We start from the raw sequence: 22,536 nt of genomic DNA, 5'->3' as shown, positions 1-22,536 counted from the left end.
ATCATAATCACACGAAAAAAAGCGAACGCTATTCGTTCGCTTTATGTCACTTATTTCACTTCAACGCTTACCCCAAAATGGTCGGAAACAACGGGATAATGTATGCCGTTAAAAACCACAGTTGATGACTGAATATCCTGCGCATGACTCGATAGAATTAGATCAAGGCGCAGTGCCCGTTCATTATCATCCCATCCAGCAATGTTACCTTTAACTGTAATACCGCTGTCTTTTTTGTTCGATAGAGTATACGTATCATAGAGGCCTTGGCTCAACAGGTAGTCGTAACCTTCATTTCGTCTATGAGCGTCATTATTAAAGTCTCCGAGTAGGAAAAATGGGTTATCTTTGTGTACATGAGCTAGCAGCGTATCAACTTGCTGCTTGAACGGCTCTTCCTCGTCATCCCACCAGCCAAGATGACAAGAATAAAACGTAAGGAGTTCTTTTTCATATTCGATTGTTGCTCCAACAATTCTTCTCGTTTTCCAATAGTCAATATTTGACGTTTGTGAAACAAAAAATGAATGCTCCTCAATAATCGGGTGTTTCGTTAAAATGGCAATTCCTTCTTCATACACTTCATAGCCTATATGAGATAAATCCCATACCAATTGATAGTCTTCACCTTGCTTACCCAGTTCTTTTGCTAAAAGCCAAGCGTAATTATCGCTACGAATGTAGTCATATACATAAGGTGCGTCTACTTTTTGGCTTACTTCCTGTAAAGCAATGACATCATATTTTTCTTTTTTAATTACTTCAGCTAGACAAGATAACTTGTCTAGCTGATTTTCCTCTTGCCAAGAGTGGCAATTTAACGTTAATAGCTTCATTATGTTAAGCTCCTAACAAATCTTGAATGTCGGATTTCAAAACATCCGCTTTAGGTCCATAAATAGCTTGTACCCCTTTATCTTTCAAGATTAAACCAAGGGCTCCATTTTGTTTCCACTCACTTTCTCCTGCAACGGCATGTATATCTTTTACCGTTACACGTAAGCGAGTCATACAAGCATCAACGTCTTCAATATTGTTTTCTCCGCCAAGCAGTCCAATAATGACTGGGGCAAGCGAATCATTTTTCACCTGCTTGCTGCTTGTTGCAGTTGTTTCTTCATCGATATAGTTTCCGTTACGTCCCGGCGTTGGGAAGTTAAAACGTTTGATTAAGAAGTTTGCCACTCCAAAATTTAAGCCAAAGAATACAAGGCAGGCGATGACAAAGTTCATTAAGTCAGTCCATAGTCCGGCTTTGATAATCATTGGTGTACGTGTTAATAGTTCAATTACACCAAATGAGTGTACTCGAACATGAACAATATCAACAATGGCAAAAGCCAGTCCCGTCATAATGGCGTATACGACGTATAGAAGAGGTGCCGCGAACATGAACATAAATTCAATCGGTTCTGTTACGCCTGTTAAGAAAACAGCTAGTCCAGCTGAAAAGAACATTGAACGATATTTCGAACGTTTGTCAGGATCTACGTTACGATACATTGCTAAAGCGATTCCAATTAATGACGCACAAGATAAAATCATCTGTCCTACTTTAAATCGTGCAGGTGTAACGTCATGTAAGAGCTGTTTGTAGCTGTCCATATCTCCTGCAGCGCGGAAATTATTTAAATCTGCAATCCAAGCAAGCCATAAAGGGTCTTGACCAGCAACAGTGGAACCTGCTCCAGAACCCGTTAAAATTTTGTACGTACCACCTAGCTCCGTGTAGTTCATAGGAACTGTCAGCATATGATGAAGACCAAATGGAAGAAGCAGGCGCTCTAATGCTCCGAAAATAAATGGTGCTAGAATAGGAGCTGTGTCTCTAGATGTTGCAATCCACTGTCCGAAGCTGTTTAATGAACCTTGGATAAACGGCCATACAATGGATAAAAGCAGTGCCGTTACAACTGAACCACCGATGACCACAAATGGTACGAAGCGCTTACCGTTAAAAAACGAAAGGGCTTCAGGCAATTTATCATAGTTGTAATATTTATTGAATAAATTCGCGCCTAAAAACCCAGCGATAATTCCTACGAACACTCCCATGTTAAGAGCGGGAGATCCTAAAATAGATGTGAAGTAGTCTTTTACAACTAATTCTTGTCCAAACAGTGATTGAACCGTTGCTTTTGAATCTGAGAGCATTTCTGCTTTAACTCCGAAAATGGCTCCTGTAATTCGATTAATAAGAATGAATGCAATGAGTGCAGCAAATGCACCGCCAGCACGTTCTTTTGCCCAAGATCCCCCGATGGCAACAGCGAACAAGATGTGAAGATTTGTAATGATACCCCAACCTATATCTTCCATCACGCGTGCAATTGTTTGTACAGCAGTGATGTCTCCCCCAGTCATTGCAACTAGCTTTCCAAGTGAAATCATAATACCAGCTGCGGGCATAACCGCTACTACTACTAATAAAGCCTTACCAAATTTCTGCCAAAAATCAAATGAAAAGAACTTTTTCATAGTTTTTCCCCTTCCCCTATGTATGGGTTTTCATTTTATTTTTTGATAAACTATATTTCCAAGATAGTGCAACCGTTTGCATAACCCTATTGTAATAAAAGGGCTTTCATAATGCAAGACTGTAATTTCTCTTTTTTTGAAAAATTTATTCATGAATCATAAATGATGAAAAAATTTTTATGATAAAGTGAACAATATCAACGGTATTTTAACATGATGGAATGTAATAAAAGCATTCAAATAATGGCATAAAGACAAGTACAGAGGAGGATAATATGAAAAAAGAAGAGCTACAAGCGATTATTTTTGATTTAGACGGTGTTATTGCAAATACGGTACATTTATATTATAAAGCAAATAAAAAAGTAGCAGATCAACTTAACGTTTCATTTTCTGAAGAACTGAATCAGCAGCTGCAGGGAATCAGCCGAGTGAAAACTGTAGAGCTCATTGCTGCACAAGGCAACGTGCGTCTCACAGTGGAAAAAAAAGAACAGCTTGCTGATGAAAAGAATAAGCATTATCAAGCATTAATAAAGGAAATGACAAAGAATCACTTACTTCCAGGAATACAATTGTTGTTAGAGGATTGTAAAAAACAAGGTATTAAAACGGCGATTGCTTCTTCTAGTTCAAATGCAAATACTGTAGTGGATGCGTTAGGAATACGTCCTTTTTTTGATTGCATTGTGGATGTGAGAAAAATAAAGAAGGGAAAACCAGATCCAGAAATATTTTTGACAGCTGCCGATCAATTAAAAGTAACACCCTATGCATGTGTGGCCATAGAAGATGGAGAGGCGGGTATAAAAGCTATTAATCAAACAGATATGGTTTCTATCGGCGTTGGTAAGCATCTGAAGGAAGAGGATATGAATTTTCACGTATATTCAACAGCTGATTTGCATTTAAAGACGATCAAAGAGGTTTTCGAAAAAGCAAGAAAAGGAACAGATTATAACAGAGCGTATACAAAAAATTAGTAAATCTTTTACATGCAAGTAGCAAAGCGCAAAAAAACATATGCTAGAATAAAATAAGAGAGCAAAGATACATAGGAAGGGGTACATCATGATTAAATGTATTGCGATCGATATGGATGGAACTTTAGTAAATAGTGAACAAGTTGTAAGTAAAGAAAATGCCCAAGCGATTAAGACAGCTCAAAAGGCAGGGGTGGAAGTTGTTATTGCTACGGGACGTTCTTATGAAGAGGCCCGTTATGTTTTAGAAGAAGCAGGACTTCATACATATTTAATTTGTGCAAACGGAGCAGAGCTTCGGAATCCACAAGGGGAAAAACAATATTCAGTAGGCATGACGATGGAATCTATTCGCGAAGTAGAAAATATTTTTAAGAAGTTTCAGTTGTACTTTGAAGTCTATACAAGTGAAGGTACGTATTCAAATGACTATGAAAAAGCTTTGTCGGTATTAATGGATATTTATTTAAGCGCTAGCTTAAAAGATAATTATGAAAAATCGTTAGAAGCGGCAAAAGAGCGTTTCAATAGCGGCAGAGTAAAACTTATTGAAGAGTATGAAGCGTTGTTTCAAGATCCAAACAAGGACATTTATAAGCTGCTTGCTTTCTCTTTTGACGAAGAAAAGTTAGAACAGGCAAAAATAGAACTTGTGAAGTTAGATTCGATTGCAGTCAGTGCATCTGGTAAAGAAAATATTGAAATAAATGATGAAAATGCTCAAAAAGGAATTGCAGTTACATCATTTGTTCAAGAGCGCCATATTTCTTTAGAAGAAACGATGGCCATTGGAGACAATTATAACGACGTATCGATGTTTCAGCGAGTTGGACGTGCTGTAGCGATGGGGAATGCCCCTCAAGAAATTAAAGAATTTGCCCATATCGTAACAGGAACAAATGACGAGCACGGCGTAGCTCAAGCTATTTTAAATGCGCTTGAAACAGTTAAACAATAAGCAAACTAAAAAGCATGCCTTTAGGCATGCTTTTTAGTTTGTTACTTTCTCCTTGTTACGACGGTATGCACCGTGGTTTGTTGGTCCAACATATTGATTTAAAGCAAACGAATGACGAATTGCTTCTGTAATAAATTCTTTTGCTGTATAAATAGCTTGTTTGACGTCACTGCCTTTTGCCAATTCAGCGGCAATCGCAGCTGAGTATGTGCATCCAGCACCGTGCGTAAATGTCGTTTCAATACGTTCAGACTCTAAGATCTCAAACGTCTTTCCATCATAAAGCAAATCGATTGCTTTTTCATGCGCCAATTTACTTCCGCCTTTAATCAATACATATTCGGCACCAAGGTCAAAAATTTTGACGGCTGCTTCTTTCATTTTATCCACCGTTTTGATAGGACCAAGTCCGCTTAATTGACTAGCTTCAAATAAGTTAGGCGTTACGACTGTTGCTTTTGGAACTAGTACATCACGCAAGCTGACAGTTGTTTCGGGGTGAAGCGCTTCGTCCTCTCCCTTACATACCATCACAGGATCTACTACGACATTTTTTAAACCATATTCTTCAATTGTTTTTGCGGCTAGCTCAATAATTTCCACTGAGCCAAGCATACCTGTTTTTAGAGCTTGTACGCCTACGCCTTTTACAATTGTTTTCAACTGCTGTTCAACAGTTGAAACTTCTTGTGGAAATACGTTATGAGACCAGCTGTTATCGGGATCCATTGTTACAATTGTTGTTAAAGCTGTCATTCCGTAAACACCTAGTTCTTGGAATGTTTTTAAATCTGCTTGAATGCCAGCTCCGCCGCTGCTGTCAGAACCCGCAATGGTTAATGCTTTATTCATTGTCATAAAAAATCCTCCCGTATTTTAAGTTCATAGAGAAAATAGAGTAAAACTTCCACCGGTCGGTTTTTAGCTGCCCAATGTGTTTTAGATAAATTTCTTCCATTCACTTTTCACTTTTTCTTTTATTTTATCGCTTTTAATGTAGATATTCAATTTCTAAAAACTGTATGAATCCTAAGTGTATACTTTTGTCTTAGCCTCTTTTAACTTATGGCACAAGCACTCTTTCTTTTCATGAATAAAATAAAGAGAAACTTAAGAAAGGGTGATTCACATAAAAAAACATTCTAATCATGACAGTTATAAAGACGATTCGTATTCTTTCAATAAATCACAACCTCGCAAAAAAAACCACAAAGATTATTATATGAATTCAAATTTAACAAACAATCACTTCCGAACTGTTAAGGCAGGCACTTTAAATGTTTGTATAATTGTATTACCAGGAGCTAAAGTTGATAGAAACTCCACAGATAATCAGTCTATAGTTCCCAATCGTGTAAAAAGAGACATAGCGGCTGCTAATAAAATATGGAAACAATATGAGAAAAACCGATTAATCCAAGGTGTTACATTTACTATTACACGTTCAGTTGTTTTTTTGGAAAACATCAGTGGCATTGTTAGTAATGCGGAAAATTTTCCAATTGGAGGGTCTAGTCATCTTACAATGGTACAAGCAATGCTTAAAACTGGCCGAAAAGTTTGTCAAAATGCTGATGTGTATGTATTTTACATGAATGGAAATAGATTTGGGCCTGTTAATTTTGATTATTCATCTACTCTCGCTGTAACTTATAATTCTTTTCCGCTTATTATTATGACAAATGCAAGTACAGATGAGTATCTTCTCGCACATGAATTGGGTCATTTTATGTTTATTACGAATCGTTTTAACGAGACGGATGATCCAGAACCTTTTCATGAACTAGATGGAAATCATAATAGAACGCCTAGTAACCTTATGTTTCCTACTCCTGAATTCTGGCCAATAGTACCGGAGATTACCAGTGAACAGATACACAAAGCTTTAAATAGTCGTGTTTTTTATAGCTAATTGTTGTTCATGCAAAATAAAAACGCCCTTAACAGCGGGTTAAGGACGTTTTTCACTATTTATTAGATAGAAGCTAATTCTTTTTCAAGAGCTACGTCTACTGACACATAATCATAACCTAAATCATGTGCAACTGCTTCGTACGTAATGGCTCCGTTTGCAACGTTCACTCCTAATTTTAACGCTTCGTTTTGAGCGATTGCTTTGTGAACACCTTTAGAAGCAATTTGAAGTGCGTAAGGTACGGTTACGTTTGTTAAAGCAATTGTTGATGTGCGAGGAACTGCTCCCGGCATGTTTGCAACTGCATAGTGTACAACCCCGTGCTTTTCATAAGTCGGCTGATCGTGTGTTGTAATGTGGTCGATTGTTTCAACGATACCACCTTGGTCGATTGCTACGTCAACAATAACAGAACCTGGCTTCATTGTTTTCACCATTTCTTCTGTTACTAGTTTTGGAGCTTTTGCACCTGGGATTAATACTGCGCCAATCACTAAATCTGACTCTGCTACTGCATCCGCAATATTGTAAGGATTTGACACTAGCGTATTGATTTGGTTGCCAAAGATATCGTCTAATTGACGTAGGCGTTCAGGACTTAAATCAATAATTGTTACATCAGCACCGAGACCGATTGCGATTTTTGCAGCATTTGTACCAACACCGCCGCCTCCGATAATCGTTACTTTTCCGCGGCTAACTCCAGGAACACCCGCTAATAAAATTCCTTTTCCACCATTTGATTTTTGAAGGAATTGAGCACCGATTTGAGCAGCCATACGTCCTGCTACTTCACTCATAGGTGTTAATAGAGGCAATGTACGATTTACTGCTACTGTTTCATAAGCAATGGCTGTTACGCCGCTATCTTTTAATGCTTTTGCTAGTGCTGGTTCAGCTGCTAGGTGAAGGTATGTGAATAAGATAAGACCTGGTCTAAAATAGCCGTATTCACTTGCTAGTGGTTCTTTTACTTTCATAACCATTTCAGCTTGTGCCCAAACGTCAGCTGCTGTCTCAACAATTTCAGCTCCAGCTTTTACATAATCTTCGTTTGTGAAGTTACTTCCAATACCCGCTTCATTTTCAATTAATACACGATGACCTGTACCAACAAATGATGCTACGCCTGCTGGTGTAATCGCTACTCGGTTTTCGTTGTTTTTGATTTCTTTTGGTACGCCAATAATCATGATTAATTTCCCCCTTGGTCGTTTGTGTACCTTTAGTATAAAGAAAGTTTTATGAAATTTCTTTGTCTAGAAAGAAGAATTGAAGAAGTGGTTTTTGTTTAAACACACAAATGTAAACGCTTACTTATTAGAATTTTTAATTTTTATGTAAGGATATCTAACATCATAAGGGAATAAAAAGAGCTATTCATTTATTTTCTAATAAACGAATAGCTCAATGTTAAAAGAAGTTACATTATCTGTTATTTTTTATATTTCATTAACTTAATATCAATATAAAGAGTCATTTTTTGATTAACGTCCTTTAAGTTAATATCACCAATCTCTGAAATTCGCTTTAATCGATAGCTAAGTGTATTCATATGCACATTTAATTCTTTTGCTGCTTCGTTAATGTTATTATCATTATTTAAAAATACTTCGAGAGTCTCCACCAAGTTACTATTATGACGAAGATCGTAATCAGTTAGCTTCTTTAAAGAATGGTTTTCAAATTGATCTTGCACGCGCTTCTCTAAAATAACATCAAGAAACTGATAAATACCTAATTCCTGATAGTTAATAATCTCTTTCGTTTCTTCTGGAAACTTACTTTTCATATCTAATACGTTCAAGGCTTCTTTATAACTTTTTTCGATATGATCGTGCGATGAATAAATACTGCTGCAGCTGGCTTTAATTTGAGTAACATCAAAGCGTTCATACATGTTGCCTCTAAAATAGTCTGCAAAATCTCGCTGTTCATCAAGAGGGTTTTCAACCGCATCCAAAGAAAGCAGTAAGATTAAGTCATTGCAATCAATCGTATAAAGAACGATTTTCAAGCGATGCATCGTTTTTAGCATATACGAGATTTGACGTTCAGCTTCAGGCGTAATATCTTCTTGGAAGCGGAAGATAGCAATGGAAAACGTTGATGGAGCTGTAATTTGAGCTTCATAAAACGCTTCTGAAATTTCCTGGCGAGACTTAATGTGACCAGTTAATAATTTCCAGAAGAATTCCTGTGAACGTTCCTCTCGTTTATACTTTCGAATTTGAAGCTGTAGCAATTTATTTTTTAATACATTCGCAGCTTTTTTTAATAGCTCTACTTCTTCGTTGCCTAAGGCTTTCTCAATTTCAACAGCCCAGATGAATCCTAGAACTTCTTCATTTTTCCAGATGGAAATAGCTATACGATCTCCAAGTCCAATTTCATTTATATTTTTCACACGCACAGGTTCATTTGTCTCAAGCAGTTTAGGAATAATGCCTTCTTTCCATAAGTTGTTGATGACTTTTTCCGGAACTCTTCTTCCAATAATCGTGGCAATACGCGCCTGGTCCGTTCTTTCGTCATGGGTGCTATAAGCTAATAAGCGATGATTAGCATCTTCAATGGTAATAGGACAGTTCAATACTTCGCTAATGCGATCAGCGAATTCTTCAAGCGTATCAAAATTTTCCTTGAACGGATCTTTGATTGGTTTCGTCATATATAAAATCCCTCTTCATAAAACAAAATAAGTACTAGTACAGCTTTTTTAGCTGCAATAAATATAGTAAAACGGTAACAACCGTGTTGATCATTAATTCATTGAAATGATTAACTGCTTAATATTTTAACAAAAGTAATTGTTTAAGAAAATGTTAAAATGCGTCTAAAGGTAGTTAAGAATGTACGGATGATTAGTAACTGCGTTCATTTCGCTTATTTTATCGAAATTTTCTTCAAAATAATCAATGTTCGGTGAGCATGATTCTTTTCAAATGTGTATAATAAAACGTATGATTATGGTTATATCAAACTTGAATCTGTAACTTTCTTTATGATATGTTCAGTTACGATTAGGTTGACCAATTCATATTACACATGAAGGGAAGAATTTAACATGGCAAAACAACAAATCGGTGTTATCGGTTTAGCGGTTATGGGGAAAAACTTGGCGCTAAACATTGAGAGCAGAGGCTATTCTGTTTCAGTTTATAACCGCTCTCCTGAAAAGACAGAAGAGTTCCTAAAAACAGAAGCAGAAGGTAAAAATTTTGCAGGTACATACAGTGTGGAAGAGTTTATTAATTCTCTTGAAAAACCGCGTAAAATTTTATTAATGGTTAAAGCTGGTGCTGCTACAGATGCAACAATTGATTCGTTAAAACCATACTTAGAAAAAGGCGACATTTTAATCGATGGCGGAAATACATTCTTCCAGGATACAATTCGTCGTAACAAAGAGCTAGAAGAATTAGGTATCCATTTCATCGGTACAGGCGTATCCGGCGGAGAAGAAGGGGCATTAAAAGGACCTTCAATCATGCCTGGCGGACAAAAAGAAGCATATGAACTTGTAAAACCAATCTTAACAGCTATTTCAGCGAAAGTTGAAGGCGATGATTGCTGCACATACATTGGACCAAATGGTGCAGGTCACTACGTAAAAATGGTTCATAACGGCATCGAGTACGGCGATATGCAGTTAATTTGTGAAGCATACTTCATTATGAAAAACGTATTAGGTTTAGAAACAGATGAACTACATGAAGTATTTGCTGAATGGAATAAAGGCGAGCTAGATAGCTACTTAATTGAAATCACAGCTGATATCTTTACGAAAAAAGATGAAGAAACAGGTAAAGCACTTGTAGACGTTATTTTAGACACTGCAGGTCAAAAGGGTACAGGTAAATGGACAAGCCAAAGTGCGCTTGATTTAGGTGTACCACTACCAATCATTACGGAATCTGTATTTGCGCGCTTTATTTCAGCTATGAAAGAAGAACGTGTAAAAGCAAGCAAAGTATTGAGCGGTCCAAATGCAGCTGCATTTGAAGGTGATAAAACCGAATTAGTAGAAGCAATCCGTAAAGCATTGTACATGAGTAAAATTTGTTCATATGCGCAAGGGTTTGCTCAAATGAAAGCAGCTTCTGAAGAATATGACTGGAATTTACAGTACGGTGATATTGCAATGATCTTCCGTGGTGGTTGTATCATCCGTGCACAATTCTTACAAAAAATTAAAGAAGCTTACGATCGCGATGCAGATCTAACAAACTTATTATTAGACCCATACTTCAAGGATATCGTAGAAGGCTATCAGTCGGCTCTTCGTGAAGTTATTTCAATTGCGGTTAAACAAGGTATTCCTGTACCAAGTTTCTCAAGTGCATTAGCTTACTATGACAGCTACCGTACAGAAACGTTACCAGCGAACCTTTTACAAGCGCAACGTGACTACTTCGGAGCTCACACATATCAACGTGTTGATAAAGAGGGCGTATTCCATACTGAGTGGTTAAAATAAAAAACAAGAAAAGCAGCTGTATACTACAGCTGCTTTTTTTATTTACTCTTTAGGTGAGAAGTTGTCTTCGCCGACTGGCCACCAGTGAAAACCGTCTTCAGCAAGCAATGCGTCTGATTCTTTTGGTCCCATTGAACCTGATTCGTAGTTCGGGAAGTTTTGTGCTTTTGTGCTTTCCCATGCTTCTGAAATGGTATCAACAAACTTCCAAGAAAGGGCTACTTCATCCCAGTGAGTAAAGTTCGTTGCATCTCCAAGCATGCAATCATAAATAAGGCGCTCATAAGCTTCCGGTGTATTCATTTTATCTCCACAGTTATTGCAATAGTTCAAGTTAATTGGTGTGGACGATGTTGCACCCGGCGTTTTACGCGCGTTTAAGTGAAGCGTAATGCCTTCTTCCGGTTGGATGTGAATGACAAGCAAGTTTGGGTGAATTTCTTTATCTTTATTGAAGTACAGGTTCATTGGTAAGTCTTTGAACTGTACAACAATTGTCGTTGCTTTTTCTTTCATGCGTTTACCTGTACGGATATAAATTGGTACGCCAGCCCATCTGAAGTTATCAATCATAAGCTTACCAGATACAAATGTAGCGGTATTAGACTCAGGATCAACCGAGTTTCCTTCGCGATAGCCGATCACTTCTTCTCCTTCAAGTACACCTTTGCCGTATTGGCCTCGTACAAAATAATCATCTACTTCATCTACTGATAAAGAGCGAAGAGCACGCAATACTTTTACTTTTTCACTGCGAATTTCTTCCGGTGTTAATTTAATTGGCGGTTCCATTGCAAGCAGGGCCACCATTTGAAGCATATGGTTTTGTACCATATCTCGAAGGGCACCTGAAGATTCATAGTAACGGCCACGGTCTTCTACACCAAGCGTCTCGCTAGACGTAATTTGGATGTTTGAAATGTATTGGTTGTTCCACATCGGTTCAAATAGAGCATTTGCAAAACGGATAACTTCGATATTTTGCACCATTTCTTTACCGAGGTAGTGGTCGATACGATAAATTTGATCTTCCTTAAATGCATGGCGAATTTGTTCATTTAGTTCTTTAGCAGAAGGATAATCATGGCCAAACGGCTTTTCAATGACTAGGCGACTCCAACCGTCTGTTTGTGTTAAACCTTCATTTTTTAAATTCGAAGCAATTGTTCCGAAAAATTCAGGTGCCATTGCTAGATAGAAAATACGATTTCCAGGCACGTTGTATTGCTCATCAAGGCTTTCTGTTAGGCTTTTTAATTCTTGATAAGAAGCGACATCTGTTACGTCAAACGGTTGGTAATAAAAATGTGAAGCAAACTTTTCAATGTCAGCGTCACTGTTTTTGAAACTGCTCACTGATTTTTTTACATTTTCGCGTAATTCGTCGTTAGTCCAAGGTCTTCTTGCGACACCAACAACAGCGAAATCTTCCGATAGTTTGTTCGCTTTATATAAGCGGAAAATAGAGGGGAATAACTTACGTTTTGCTAAATCACCTGTAGCGCCAAAAATTACGATAATGGATTTTGGTTGTACATTTGTCATTACTTCTAGGACCTCACTTTGTCGTAGTTACGTTCAATTTTTTTCCGCTTTAACAGACAACACTTAAATGAAATCTGGGGATTCATTGCCCGTTAAACTCGGCCTTTATAAACAAACGAATGATTGCTTGTTTACCTTTTCCTTTATGTATAGAACTACTAATAAATTGTAACGATTTTAAAGGGTTAACGCAAATAGATTAAAACAATTTGTAGTTATTATTCCATGTTTTTAACAAGTTTAAAAGTATTTTGTTTCGAATACGGAGAAAAAGCTACCGTTATTTTAACAGTAGCTTTTCTCATTTATTTATATTGATACAGGGAACCGATAGATTTTTTTGTTGAAAATGGCAAGTCAGGGCTATCGGCGATGATAAAAATAGGACAGTGCATTAAAAGTGGATGTTTTTCGAAAAAAGAAGCATCAGCGTAATAGATGGACGATAGAATAACAGGGAGCTGTTCTAAAAAGTGAAGGTAGCGTGTAATGGTTCCATCTGTTGATGTATGTGCACCGATATAATAATACACAGTAAGGGAATAAAAACCTTTATCAAAGACGAAGGATGCTAAATATTCGTTCCGCTCTTTTTGCATATGATCGTAGGCAAATTCAATGCCGATTTGAATGGAAGGAACAGAAGTGTGTTGACCTGGGAAAACGGTGTATTTTCTTGGTATCATCGGTTCAACGGGTGTAACACCCAGGCTGTAGGTTACGTCTATTTGGTGGGGATTGCTGATGATCATATGGAATCCCTCCTTTAATATAAAAATACACTCTTTATAAGTGTATACAAAGTTTCATTGAACATGACAATATTAAAATATGCCCAGGCTCTCAGCATATTTAAAGCAGGCAACGTTTGAGCAGGGGGCAGAGTTTACGATAAAATAACAAAAAAGATTATTATGAGGTGATAAGCAATGAGTATTTTAAAAAATGACTGGGCTCTTTTATTAGAAGAAGAATTTCAAAAAGACTATTACATACAGCTTCGAGAATTCTTAGTGGATGAATATAATCACCACACCATTTACCCTGATAAATATGATATTTTTAATGCTTTACACTATACGGATTATAAAAATGTAAAAGTGGTCATATTGGGACAAGATCCTTATCATGGACCAAATCAAGCGCATGGACTGAGCTTCTCTGTTCAACCAGGAGTAAAAACACCGCCTTCTTTAGTGAATATTTACAAAGAGCTGAAAAATGAAATGGATTATCACATTCCGAATAACGGTTATTTAGTCAAATGGGCAGAACAAGGCGTTCTTTTGCTTAACACTGTTTTAACGGTTAGGAGAGGAGAAGCGAACTCTCACAAAGGAAAAGGGTGGGAGCAGCTGACGGACCGTATTATTGAATTAGTGGCACAAAAAGAGGAGCCAGTTGTGTTTTTGCTGTGGGGCAAGCATGCACAAGCTAAAAAAGAGCTTATTCACCATTCGCACCATTTAATTTTGGAAAGCCCGCACCCTAGCCCATTTTCGGCTAATCGAGGCTTTTTTGGCAATAATCACTTTCAACGAGCAAATGAGTTTTTGCTCCAATACGGACGTCAATCCATTGATTGGCAAATTGACGATGTGTAAAAGTGAGCATTTCATGAAGATTAGCTTCAGACATAGCCTCCTATTTCATCTTTTGATAAAATAGCTGTATAAAGTCATATTGAATGTAAGATGAGGTGTCTACATGGATATAAAAATGGCGCAGCTCCTTGATAAAATTAGTGCAGAAGTACAAAAAGCAAAGCACCATTCGAATAGTGCGAACGTTCGAGATCAATTGGTTGCCATAAAAGCACTGTGTGAGCTTGCATTAGATCAAAATAGAGAGGTTTCAGTATCGAAACCTGTCTCGGTTTCAAAGCCTGTTGTAATGTCTTCACCGGAAATGATGCAATCTCCTGAGATTATGCAGCAACAGATTATTCAGTCATCCAAACCTAATTTTGAGGGAACGAAATTGAAATCAGATGATGCAAATGGCGATAGTCTGTTTGATTTCTAAAGTGAGGAGAAAAACATGAAACTATTTTTAATAATCGGTGCAATCAATGCGATGTTAGCGGTTGCTCTTGGTGCTTTTGGAGCACACGGGTTAGAAGGGAAAATTTCAGAGAAGTATTTAGAGGTATGGAAAACGGGAGTGCAGTACCAAATGTTCCATGCAATGGGGCTGTTTGTCATTGCGTTTCTATTAAGCAAATTTCCTCAATCTTCTCTGTTAACAGCTTCGGGCTGGATTATGTTCGCGGGGATTGTGCTGTTTTCAGGCAGTCTCTATGTATTAAGTACGTCCGGTATTAAAGTTCTCGGCGCGATTACTCCGCTAGGTGGAGTTGCGTTTATTGTGGCTTGGATTTTAATTGTTGTTGCAGCTGTAAAATGGCTATAAAAAAACCCCTGAAAAGGGGTTTTTTTAACGCGGAGAATAATTGCTCAACTGCTGGCCTCCACCGCTAAACGGATAATTATATTTGATTGGACCCTCAAAAGTGATGTAATCGAGATAAACCATAAGCAGTAAATAACGAGTGCCAGTTTGTGGATCACTTAAAATGATATGATCGCGTCCGGCTGCTTCAATTTCCCCTCTAAAGACTTTCGCGTTCCACTGCGTATTATTTTCAAACGTCATATATACAGTCGCTATTTTTCCTCGATTTAAACGTAAAATATTTTCAATATATGATTCTTCAATGGGCAGTTGATTTGGGTCTTGCGGGGCACCACTGCCTCCAGAAGAGGTAGGGGGCGGACCTCCTTGGCTTTGCCCTTGAACCTGCTGGCCGCCTGGCTGGGGCTGCTGCGGCTGAGGCATATAATAAGGGTAGTTTGGACTCATATACGGATTTTGCATATATTGCTGTTGCGGTTGATTAGACTTTGGTTTTTTCATAGGAACCTCCTTCAAACAAAAAGAAATTAGTAAACTCCTGGACAATCAGCTTGAGTTGGTGCAAAGAAACAGTGAGATTTAAATCGTCCTGTGTTATTTTGGTTATACCATTGAGCAGGACAGTCGCCGCTGGGCTTGAAAAACCACAGTGAGTTTTCCGCGGGGTTAAAACGTTCCCCTCTTAATACACGTCGTGCAAGTGTAATTTCAGACTGGCGGGCACGCTGATAAAAGTAGCCTTTTTGAGTTGCTTCAAATCCGCCTGGGTTTTGAAACACCATCTGACGAATGGTTCTTATATTTCTAAAATCTAAACAGGGAGCTTTAGCGCGGTTCACGCCTACATTTCCTACCAGTAACATCCCTTGTTTTCCTTCACTTTCAGCTTCAGCTCGAATGAGTCTGGCTAGGAGCTTAACATCTTCTTCGTTGTGTGCAACGACTGCCATTATCCCACCTCGCTTACTTGTGACACTGTTGTATATATATGGTCCTGTAAGTGCGAATATGCCATGGCTAGAAAATAAAAAACCTGTTTCCACTTGGAAACAGGTTTTTTAGATAAAGCTCATTGATATTTATTGCTCTAGGCGTTACAAAAGCGATGAGCGCTTTTGCGGCTTAGTTTAAACGTGTAAAAAACGTGCAATAGCTTCTTCTTTTAATAAATTTCCGACAAAGAAGCTGCCAAATTCCCCGTAGCGAGCACTTACTTCGTCAAAACGCATTTCGTATACTAATTTTTTAAATTGAAGTACGTCATCTGCAAAAAGAGTAACGCCCCACTCATAATCATCAAAACCAACAGAACCCGTAATGATTTGCTTTACTTTTCCAGCGTATTGACGTCCAATCATTCCATGACTGCGCATTAAGCTGCGGCGTTCTTCCATAGGAAGCATGTACCAATTGTCATTTCCTTGACGACGTTTATCCATTGGATAAAAGCAAACATGACTAGCTTTTGGTAAAGTTGGATATAGTCTAGCTTGGATTTGAGGATTTTCATAAGGATCCTCCCCAGCAGGTAAGTAGTTGCTTAACTCAACTACTGATACGTATGAATAAGTAGGAATGGTAAACTCAGCAAGCTTTGTTTTATTAAATTCTGTTTCAATTTCATTTAGTTCTTCCATAGTAGGACGAACAAGCATTAGCATAAAGTCTGCTTTTTGGCCGACAATGGTATATAAAGCATGGCTGCCTTGCTTCTCAGCTTCAGTTCCTTTCCATTTCTCAATCAAACCTAAAAATTCATGGATGGCCGCTTGGCGATCGTCGCTTGATAACTGCTTCCAAGCGCCCCAATCGATTGAACGGAAATCATGAAGTGCATACCAACCGTCTAATGTTTGTGCTGCTTCTGCCATTTCGTTTCACTCCTATTGTCCGATTATGATAAATTCCAATTCTACTATATCATAGTTTGTCCGAAGAACTGGAATGAAAAACCTGTGATTTTGTGACTAAACTTTAAACAATTGTCGCAAAGTAAAAACAGGTTTTATTTTAGGTGTTAGCGGAAAATTAAGAATTAAAAGACTTTTTTGTAATCATGGATTCTTGAAGGACATGTCTTTGATTTTTAAAAAAAGTGGAGTATCCTATTATGAGAAAAGTTTTTTACATATCGAGGAGGATTTACTTTGAGTGATTTATTTACAGGTTTAAAACAAAAAGTATCAGCTAGCGATGTATCAATCGTATTCCCAGAGGGATTAGATGAGCGCGTATTAGGTGCTGTTTCTCGTTTAGCTGCCGACAATATCTTAAAGCCTATCGTTGTTGGAAACAAAGACGCTGTAGCATCAAAAGCAGCAGAACTAAACGTAAAATTAGACGGTGTTGAGGTTTTAGATCCTCAAAGCTACTCTGAATTTGATGAAATGGTAGCAGCATTTGTTGAGCGTCGTAAAGGTAAGGCAACAGAAGAAGATGCTCGCAAAATTTTATTAGATGAAAATTATTTTGGCACAATGCTTGTTCATATGAACAAAGCGGACGGTCTTGTAAGCGGAGCCGCTCATTCTACAGCAGACACAGTGCGACCTGCTCTACAAATTATCAAAACAAGACAAGGTGTTAAGAAAACATCTGGCGTATTTATCATGGTTCGTGGCGATCAAAAATACGTATTTGCTGACTGTGCAATCAATATTTCACCTGATAGCCAAGATTTAGCTGAAATTGCTATCGAAAGTGCTCGTACAGCTGAAATGTTCGATATTGATCCTCGTGTTGCTATGCTAAGCTTCTCAACAAAAGGATCAGCAAAATCTCCGGAAACAGAAAAAGTAGCAAACGCAGTAGAAATTGCAAAAGAATTAGCACCAAGCGTAACATTAGACGGCGAATTCCAATTCGACGCAGCATTTGTTCCTTCTGTAGCTGAAAAGAAAGCACCAGGTTCAGTGATTAAAGGAGATGCAAATGTATTTGTATTCCCAAGCCTTGAAGCAGGTAACATTGGTTACAAAATTGCACAGCGCCTAGGAAACTTCGAAGCAGTAGGTCCAATCTTACAAGGTCTAAACAAACCAGTAAACGATCTATCTCGCGGTTGTAACGAAGAAGATGTGTACAAGCTTGCTTTAATCACAGCAGCTCAAGCATTGTAATAAAAAAACTCCGTCCTAGGGCGGAGTTTTTTTATTCGGCTAATGAACCTAATGCTTTTTCGTTGCGGTCATACATGCGCTGCAGCTGCGTCTCAAACAGCTCTTGTTCAGTAGCATTTAAAGGCATATTTACAAGAGAAGAGCTCATACTATTCAGTGTTTGCAATAAAAGCAGCATGACATCAGATACAGTTAACTCAATCTGTAATAGTTCAGATAGAGAAGCCATTGTGTGAGGCTCGATATCTGGGTATGAAAATTTAGTTTCCGTGTTTTGGAGACCTTTTTTGTAAAACTCTTGAATGAGAGAAGCACGCTTAGAACCGCTTCCTTTAACGCATAAGTAAATTTGTACAGCCACTCCGCCGCGAACGCGTCGCTGTGAAATGCCTGCAAACTTTTGATTGCGAATGCTTAAATCGAAGCTGCCGGGACAATAAGAGCCTACGATTTCCTTCGCTTCAATTGCTGTCCCGTAAGATGCAAACATGACCTTAATCAAATCAAACATGGCTTCATATCCACGATCAATATCAATTCCTTTTTCTGCATCAGGAAAAATTAAAGAAATGTTTAGAACATCCTGATCAAGTACGACAGCGAGGCCGCCTGAATTGCGGACGATTGTTTTATATCCTTGTTCATGTAAATAAGCTGCACCTTCAGCTAAATGAGGGAGCTTTGTATCTTGGATGCCTAATACAATCGTATCGTGATGCACCCATGAGCGCATGACAGCTGGAGATTCACCTCTTCCAACGGTTGTACAAAGCGTGTCATCGATGGCAAAAGAATGACGGGCATCAAAATGAGGACCTAGACTGGATTGATCAATAATACGCCAAGCGGGCTGTGCTAAAAGCTTTAAACTATTCTGCTGCATATCTCAAACCCCTTTATAAACAGTAAACGAACATATTATAGCATAAAGGCGTCGTGTCATTGGCTGTAAAATAGAAAAAGAAGAAAGAAGAGCCAAGTTTGACATCCCTCTTTCTTCGTTCGTGTAGCTTATTCAGCCATTTTCTCAAGATTTCCGTTACGATCCATTTTAAATGTAGTAGAAGAACGTTCTTCTTCATCGAATAGAGCTAACTTTCGCGCACGGTTCATGATTTGCATTAATGTTTCATAGTCTTCTTGAATAGTAGTAGCATTTGCCTCGAGATGTTTGATTTGTTTTTCCAACTCTGTGTTTTTCTTAGCTAATTCTGTATTTTCTTGCATCAAGCGTTTGTTTTCGCTTTGCAATGCCTGTAAATTGCTCGTTTGATTTGGCATTGTTTGCAAAAAGCGAATAACGTCAGCCATTGAAAGCTCTTCACTGCTGCTTTTTTCTACTTGTGTTTCAGATAAGCTATATGTTGCTGTAGGTGCAGACATCATTTGTTCCACATGCTCTACAGATGCTGGTGGCGTATATAATAATTTCTTTTTGCCTTGCTCTTGTCCAAGTGCACGCATGCGCTGTTTTCGCTGTTTTTTGGCTAGCTGAAGTGCTTTTTCATACTGATGGCGTACCACAGCATTCCATCTGAATCCACATGCTGCTGAAGTGCGATTTAATTCATCTCCAACTTCTTCAAACGCATTCAGCTGCGTACTTCCTTCGCGGACGTGGCGCAATACTGTTTCAGCTAATAATAAGTCGTTTTCTTCTGTCCAAGCATCTTGTCTATCTTTCACTTTGTTCACTCCTCTATTTTCCATGACTCATAGTAATCATGTTTTGTAGTATCATCATGTACAAAAAATCCATACTTTATACCATTTCTTCTAGGAGTATGATAGATTTTGCTTCCTTCTTTAACTTGCATCGGACTTCAAATAGGGGTAAAATACCCCTTAGACAAAATGATGAACCAATTTTGAAAGGATTGTGTCAACATGGCAAATGAATTTAGAATTTGTGATGATTGTCAGGCAACAAACGTCAAAACGTTGTTACCTCGACTTAAAAAAATAGATGAACAAGCTGAAGTACAAATCGGCTGCCAGTCTTACTGTGGACCCGGACGTAAAAAGTCATTTGCATTTGTAAACAACCGTCCTGTAGCAGCGCCAACAGAGGATGAATTAATCGAGAAGATTGAGAAAAAAGTAAAAAAATAGATAGTGAAACAATAAATAGCTGCTTTTCTGCTACTTATTTGTCGAACGAGCTTCTTACAAACAGAATCGCCTTGTTTGTTAGGTAAATCACCTTGGTTGCTTGACAAGGTGATTTTTTATTCTGAATAGGAAAATAGGAAGTGAGTGTCGAAAAATTATAGCAACAACAAAGTGAAGATAGAGAGGTATGTAAATGACATATCCTAATGAAAAACTCAGTGAAGAAAAAGTATTTAAAGATCCTGTTCACCGCTATATCCATGTAAGAGATCGTGTTATTTGGGAGCTAATTGGGACAGCCGAATTTCAAAGGCTGCGTCGTATTAGACAGCTAGGAACGACATACTTAACGTTTCATGGGGCTGAGCACAGCCGTTTTAGTCATTCCTTAGGTGTTTATGAAATTGTGCGCCGTATTATTGATGACGGTTTTCAAGGACGCCCTGAATGGAATGAAGATGAGCGTCTTCTTTGTCTTTGTGCTGCTTTACTGCACGATTTAGGTCACGGTCCGTTTTCACATTCGTTTGAGAAGGTTTTCCACTTAGACCATGAAGAATTTACACAAGCCATTATCGTAGGTGACACAGAGGTAAATCAAGTGTTAACGAAAGTAGGAAAGGATTTTCCTAAAAAAGTGGCTGAAGTAATTGCGAAAACATATGAAAATAAGCTTGTCGTTAGTTTGATTTCCAGTCAAATTGATGCAGATCGCATGGATTATTTGCAGCGTGATGCGTATTACACAGGAGTAAGCTACGGTCATTTTGATATGGAGCGAATTCTACGTGTTATGCGCCCTCGGGAAGACCAAGCCGTGATTAAACACAGCGGTATGCATGCGGTTGAAGATTATATTATGAGCCGCTATCAAATGTACTGGCAAGTGTATTTTCATCCTGTTACGAGAAGTGCTGAAGTGATTTTGACAAAAATTTTACATCGTGCAAAAGAGCTCCATCATCATTACTATGAGTTTAAGCAGGAGCCAACTCATTTTTATTCGATTTTTGAAGAAGAAATATCGCTAAAAGAGTATTTGAAATTAGATGAATCTGTTATTTTATTTTATTTTCAAGCGTGGGAAGAAGAAGAGGATGAAATTTTATCTGATCTATGCCGAAGATTTATGAATCGTCAGCTTTTTAAATACATTGAGTTTAATCCGAATTCACAAATGAAGATGTGGATGGAGCTTACAACATTATTTAAAAAAGCGGGCATTAATCCAGATTATTATTTAGTCGTCGATTCTTCAAGCGACTTACCATACGATTTTTATCGACCGGGTGAAGAGGAAGAGCGTTTGCCGATTCATCTGTTGATGCCAAATAATGAAGTGCGTGAATTATCACGTCAGTCGGAGATTGTTGAAGCAATTTCAGGGAAAAAGAGAACCGATCATAAATTATATTTTCCACAAGATCTCATTGATCAATTGTCGTCTAAGCGAAAAGTTAAAGATCAGATTATAAACTTACTAAAAGGAGATCAGAGTTAAATAGTATAGGAGTTGAAGGGGCTGTGTTAAACGATCACGCAAAGATTGTGAAAGTATTTTCCGCGGCGGGAGAAGTTGTTGGCAGAAAAAAGTTACAAAAGATGATATTTATCGGAAAAAAGCTGAAGTTTCCTTTTTATGAAAAGTATAATTTTCACTTTTTTGGACCTTATTCTGAGGAATTAACGCTTCGAATTGAAGAGCTGTGTAACTTAGGCTTTTTAAGTGAAATTAAAGAGAAAAAAGGCGGGTATATGCAGTATCGCTACGTATTAACAGAAGCGGGGGAAGGATTTCTAAGCCACTATGACTTAGAACTTCCTCACTTGCAGGAATGTATGAAGGATATGAACGAACAAAGCTCGAAATTTTTGGAGCTTGTCTCTACGATTTTATATTTCGATAATTTACCGAAAGAAGAAGTAAAAGAAAAAGTGTTTACGTTAAAGCGTAAGCAAAACTATACAGAAGAAGACATTTCAGAAGCATACAAATATATTGAAAAACTTCAGGCAACGCTGTCTGTCCATTAAAAAAATGCCATAGGTTCATTCCTATGGCATCTTTTTTATGTAGGCGTTATTGATCGCTCATGCGCTTGCCCGCTACAGCGTAATGGTTTTTAGACATTTCTTCGATGATAATGGATACTTTTTCAGGTGCTGCACCTGTTGTTTCAACAACAGCATCCGTTACTTTTTCAACAAGAGCTCTTTTTTGATCATCTGTACGGCCCTCAAGCATTTTAACAGTTACAACTGGCATAATGTGTACACTCCTTTTTGATCATTATATGATTAGTGTACCCGTTTTCTGAATAAAATGACAGTATGAGATAGTGATGGAGGCCATAATCTGTAGTATACTTTTATAATAACATCGATATAAAAAAACAGGTGTGCCTAAAGGAAGCACATCGCTGGTCTTTGAGAACTTTTAGGGCATATTTGAAGAAACCTTGTATCTTTCTTACCGCAAAAAAAGATTCATCTAGTAGATGTGATAGGTAGAAATTATTTTAAAATAAAGG

At 37.9% G+C, this 22,536-nt stretch carries 24 protein-coding genes; 11 read left to right on the top strand and 13 right to left on the bottom strand.

The window, feature by feature from the left end:
- Positions 1-50: 50 nt before the first annotated feature.
- Both AC4NPH_RS22360 and AC4NPH_RS22355 read right to left on the bottom strand, forming a co-directional pair.
- Positions 51-836 (bottom strand): endonuclease/exonuclease/phosphatase family protein, encoded by a 786-nt coding sequence (locus AC4NPH_RS22360; RefSeq protein ID WP_013059869.1) that lies wholly within the window; start codon positions 834-836, stop codon positions 51-53.
- A 4-nt stretch (positions 837-840) separates the two neighbouring features.
- On the bottom strand, positions 841-2,478 hold the full coding sequence (locus AC4NPH_RS22355) for a PTS transporter subunit IIBC (RefSeq protein ID WP_013059868.1): 1,638 nt from the start codon (positions 2,476-2,478) through the stop codon (positions 841-843).
- 275 nt (positions 2,479-2,753) lie between these two features.
- On the opposite strand from AC4NPH_RS22355, the gene pgmB reads away from it, so the two are divergent.
- Both pgmB and AC4NPH_RS22345 read left to right on the top strand, forming a co-directional pair.
- Entirely contained in the window at positions 2,754-3,461 is a 708-nt protein-coding gene (gene pgmB / locus AC4NPH_RS22350) for a beta-phosphoglucomutase (protein ID WP_063670728.1), read from the top strand.
- 88 nt (positions 3,462-3,549) lie between these two features.
- The gene (locus AC4NPH_RS22345) at positions 3,550-4,419 is read left to right on the top strand and encodes a Cof-type HAD-IIB family hydrolase (RefSeq protein WP_013059866.1); all 870 of its coding nucleotides are present in this window, start codon (positions 3,550-3,552) and stop codon (positions 4,417-4,419) included.
- A 33-nt stretch (positions 4,420-4,452) separates the two neighbouring features.
- On the opposite strand, the gene pdxK is transcribed toward AC4NPH_RS22345, so the two are convergent.
- Positions 4,453-5,277 (bottom strand): pyridoxine/pyridoxal/pyridoxamine kinase, encoded by an 825-nt coding sequence (pdxK, locus tag AC4NPH_RS22340; RefSeq protein ID WP_013085513.1) that lies wholly within the window; start codon positions 5,275-5,277, stop codon positions 4,453-4,455.
- Positions 5,278-5,641: 364 nt separating this feature from the next.
- On the opposite strand from pdxK, the gene AC4NPH_RS22335 reads away from it, so the two are divergent.
- Positions 5,642-6,331, top strand: coding sequence for a hypothetical protein (locus tag AC4NPH_RS22335; protein ID WP_231101683.1), 690 nt, complete (start codon positions 5,642-5,644; stop codon positions 6,329-6,331).
- Between the two features lie 62 nt (positions 6,332-6,393).
- Here the strand turns inward: AC4NPH_RS22335 and ald are convergent, their stop codons facing one another.
- Both ald and AC4NPH_RS22325 read right to left on the bottom strand, forming a co-directional pair.
- The gene (gene ald, locus AC4NPH_RS22330; RefSeq protein WP_013059863.1) at positions 6,394-7,527 is read right to left on the bottom strand and encodes an alanine dehydrogenase; all 1,134 of its coding nucleotides are present in this window, start codon (positions 7,525-7,527) and stop codon (positions 6,394-6,396) included.
- A gap of 242 nt (positions 7,528-7,769) precedes the next feature.
- The gene (locus tag AC4NPH_RS22325) at positions 7,770-9,005 is read right to left on the bottom strand and encodes a PucR family transcriptional regulator (protein WP_013059862.1); all 1,236 of its coding nucleotides are present in this window, start codon (positions 9,003-9,005) and stop codon (positions 7,770-7,772) included.
- A 396-nt stretch (positions 9,006-9,401) separates the two neighbouring features.
- Between AC4NPH_RS22325 and gnd the strand changes: the two genes are divergently transcribed.
- Positions 9,402-10,814: an NADP-dependent phosphogluconate dehydrogenase gene (gene gnd / locus AC4NPH_RS22320; RefSeq protein WP_013059861.1), complete on the top strand. Its 1,413-nt coding sequence runs from the start codon at positions 9,402-9,404 to the stop codon at positions 10,812-10,814.
- A 42-nt stretch (positions 10,815-10,856) separates the two neighbouring features.
- On the opposite strand, the gene zwf is transcribed toward gnd, so the two are convergent.
- Together zwf and AC4NPH_RS22310 are read right to left on the bottom strand one after the other, a co-directional pair.
- Positions 10,857-12,359, bottom strand: a complete 1,503-nt coding sequence (zwf, locus tag AC4NPH_RS22315; RefSeq protein WP_013059860.1) for a glucose-6-phosphate dehydrogenase — start codon at positions 12,357-12,359, stop codon at positions 10,857-10,859.
- Positions 12,360-12,664: 305 nt separating this feature from the next.
- Positions 12,665-13,111 (bottom strand): staygreen family protein, encoded by a 447-nt coding sequence (locus AC4NPH_RS22310; RefSeq protein WP_013059859.1) that lies wholly within the window; start codon positions 13,109-13,111, stop codon positions 12,665-12,667.
- Between the two features lie 177 nt (positions 13,112-13,288).
- On the opposite strand from AC4NPH_RS22310, the gene AC4NPH_RS22305 reads away from it, so the two are divergent.
- From AC4NPH_RS22305 to AC4NPH_RS22295, 3 genes are all read left to right on the top strand, one after another.
- Positions 13,289-13,963, top strand: a complete 675-nt coding sequence (locus AC4NPH_RS22305; protein ID WP_013059858.1) for a uracil-DNA glycosylase — start codon at positions 13,289-13,291, stop codon at positions 13,961-13,963.
- 115 nt (positions 13,964-14,078) lie between these two features.
- Positions 14,079-14,384, top strand: a complete 306-nt coding sequence (locus tag AC4NPH_RS22300; protein WP_234014979.1) for a YwdI family protein — start codon at positions 14,079-14,081, stop codon at positions 14,382-14,384.
- 15 nt (positions 14,385-14,399) lie between these two features.
- Positions 14,400-14,771 (top strand): DUF423 domain-containing protein, encoded by a 372-nt coding sequence (locus AC4NPH_RS22295; protein ID WP_013059856.1) that lies wholly within the window; start codon positions 14,400-14,402, stop codon positions 14,769-14,771.
- Positions 14,772-14,795: 24 nt separating this feature from the next.
- Here AC4NPH_RS22295 and gerQ read toward each other — a convergent pair whose 3' ends face one another.
- The 3 genes from gerQ to hemQ all read right to left on the bottom strand — a co-directional run bounded on the left by gerQ (position 14,796) and on the right by hemQ (position 16,645).
- Complete coding sequence (gene gerQ, locus AC4NPH_RS22290; RefSeq protein WP_013059855.1) at positions 14,796-15,275, bottom strand: spore coat protein GerQ; 480 nt, start codon at positions 15,273-15,275, stop codon at positions 14,796-14,798.
- Between the two features lie 26 nt (positions 15,276-15,301).
- A complete protein-coding gene (locus tag AC4NPH_RS22285) occupies positions 15,302-15,724 on the bottom strand; it encodes a cell wall hydrolase (RefSeq protein WP_016765947.1) in 423 nt (140 codons plus the stop codon).
- Positions 15,725-15,901: 177 nt separating this feature from the next.
- Positions 15,902-16,645 (bottom strand): hydrogen peroxide-dependent heme synthase, encoded by a 744-nt coding sequence (gene hemQ, locus AC4NPH_RS22280; RefSeq protein WP_013059854.1) that lies wholly within the window; start codon positions 16,643-16,645, stop codon positions 15,902-15,904.
- A 276-nt stretch (positions 16,646-16,921) separates the two neighbouring features.
- Between hemQ and pta the strand changes: the two genes are divergently transcribed.
- Positions 16,922-17,893: a phosphate acetyltransferase gene (pta, locus tag AC4NPH_RS22275; protein WP_013059853.1), complete on the top strand. Its 972-nt coding sequence runs from the start codon at positions 16,922-16,924 to the stop codon at positions 17,891-17,893.
- A gap of 31 nt (positions 17,894-17,924) precedes the next feature.
- Here pta and lipL read toward each other — a convergent pair whose 3' ends face one another.
- On the bottom strand, positions 17,925-18,776 hold the full coding sequence (gene lipL, locus AC4NPH_RS22270; protein ID WP_013059852.1) for an octanoyl-[GcvH]:protein N-octanoyltransferase: 852 nt from the start codon (positions 18,774-18,776) through the stop codon (positions 17,925-17,927).
- Between the two features lie 128 nt (positions 18,777-18,904).
- Positions 18,905-19,579 (bottom strand): RsfA family transcriptional regulator, encoded by a 675-nt coding sequence (locus AC4NPH_RS22265; RefSeq protein WP_013059851.1) that lies wholly within the window; start codon positions 19,577-19,579, stop codon positions 18,905-18,907.
- A 201-nt stretch (positions 19,580-19,780) separates the two neighbouring features.
- Here AC4NPH_RS22265 and AC4NPH_RS22260 point away from each other — a divergent pair, with 201 nt between their 5' ends.
- The 3 genes from AC4NPH_RS22260 to AC4NPH_RS22250 all read left to right on the top strand — a co-directional run bounded on the left by AC4NPH_RS22260 (position 19,781) and on the right by AC4NPH_RS22250 (position 22,039).
- Positions 19,781-20,005: a YuzB family protein gene (locus AC4NPH_RS22260; protein ID WP_013059850.1), complete on the top strand. Its 225-nt coding sequence runs from the start codon at positions 19,781-19,783 to the stop codon at positions 20,003-20,005.
- A 193-nt stretch (positions 20,006-20,198) separates the two neighbouring features.
- Positions 20,199-21,506: an HD domain-containing protein gene (locus AC4NPH_RS22255; RefSeq protein WP_013059849.1), complete on the top strand. Its 1,308-nt coding sequence runs from the start codon at positions 20,199-20,201 to the stop codon at positions 21,504-21,506.
- 23 nt (positions 21,507-21,529) lie between these two features.
- On the top strand, positions 21,530-22,039 hold the full coding sequence (locus AC4NPH_RS22250) for a YwgA family protein (protein ID WP_013059848.1): 510 nt from the start codon (positions 21,530-21,532) through the stop codon (positions 22,037-22,039).
- A 46-nt stretch (positions 22,040-22,085) separates the two neighbouring features.
- Here AC4NPH_RS22250 and thmT read toward each other — a convergent pair whose 3' ends face one another.
- Positions 22,086-22,271, bottom strand: a complete 186-nt coding sequence (gene thmT / locus AC4NPH_RS22245; protein ID WP_013059847.1) for a 2-hydroxymuconate tautomerase — start codon at positions 22,269-22,271, stop codon at positions 22,086-22,088.
- Positions 22,272-22,536: the final 265 nt, after the last annotated feature.

This window comes from Priestia sp. MDV22-iso46 (assembly GCF_058629175.1).
This window is presented reverse-complemented; position numbering and strand designations above follow the sequence as displayed.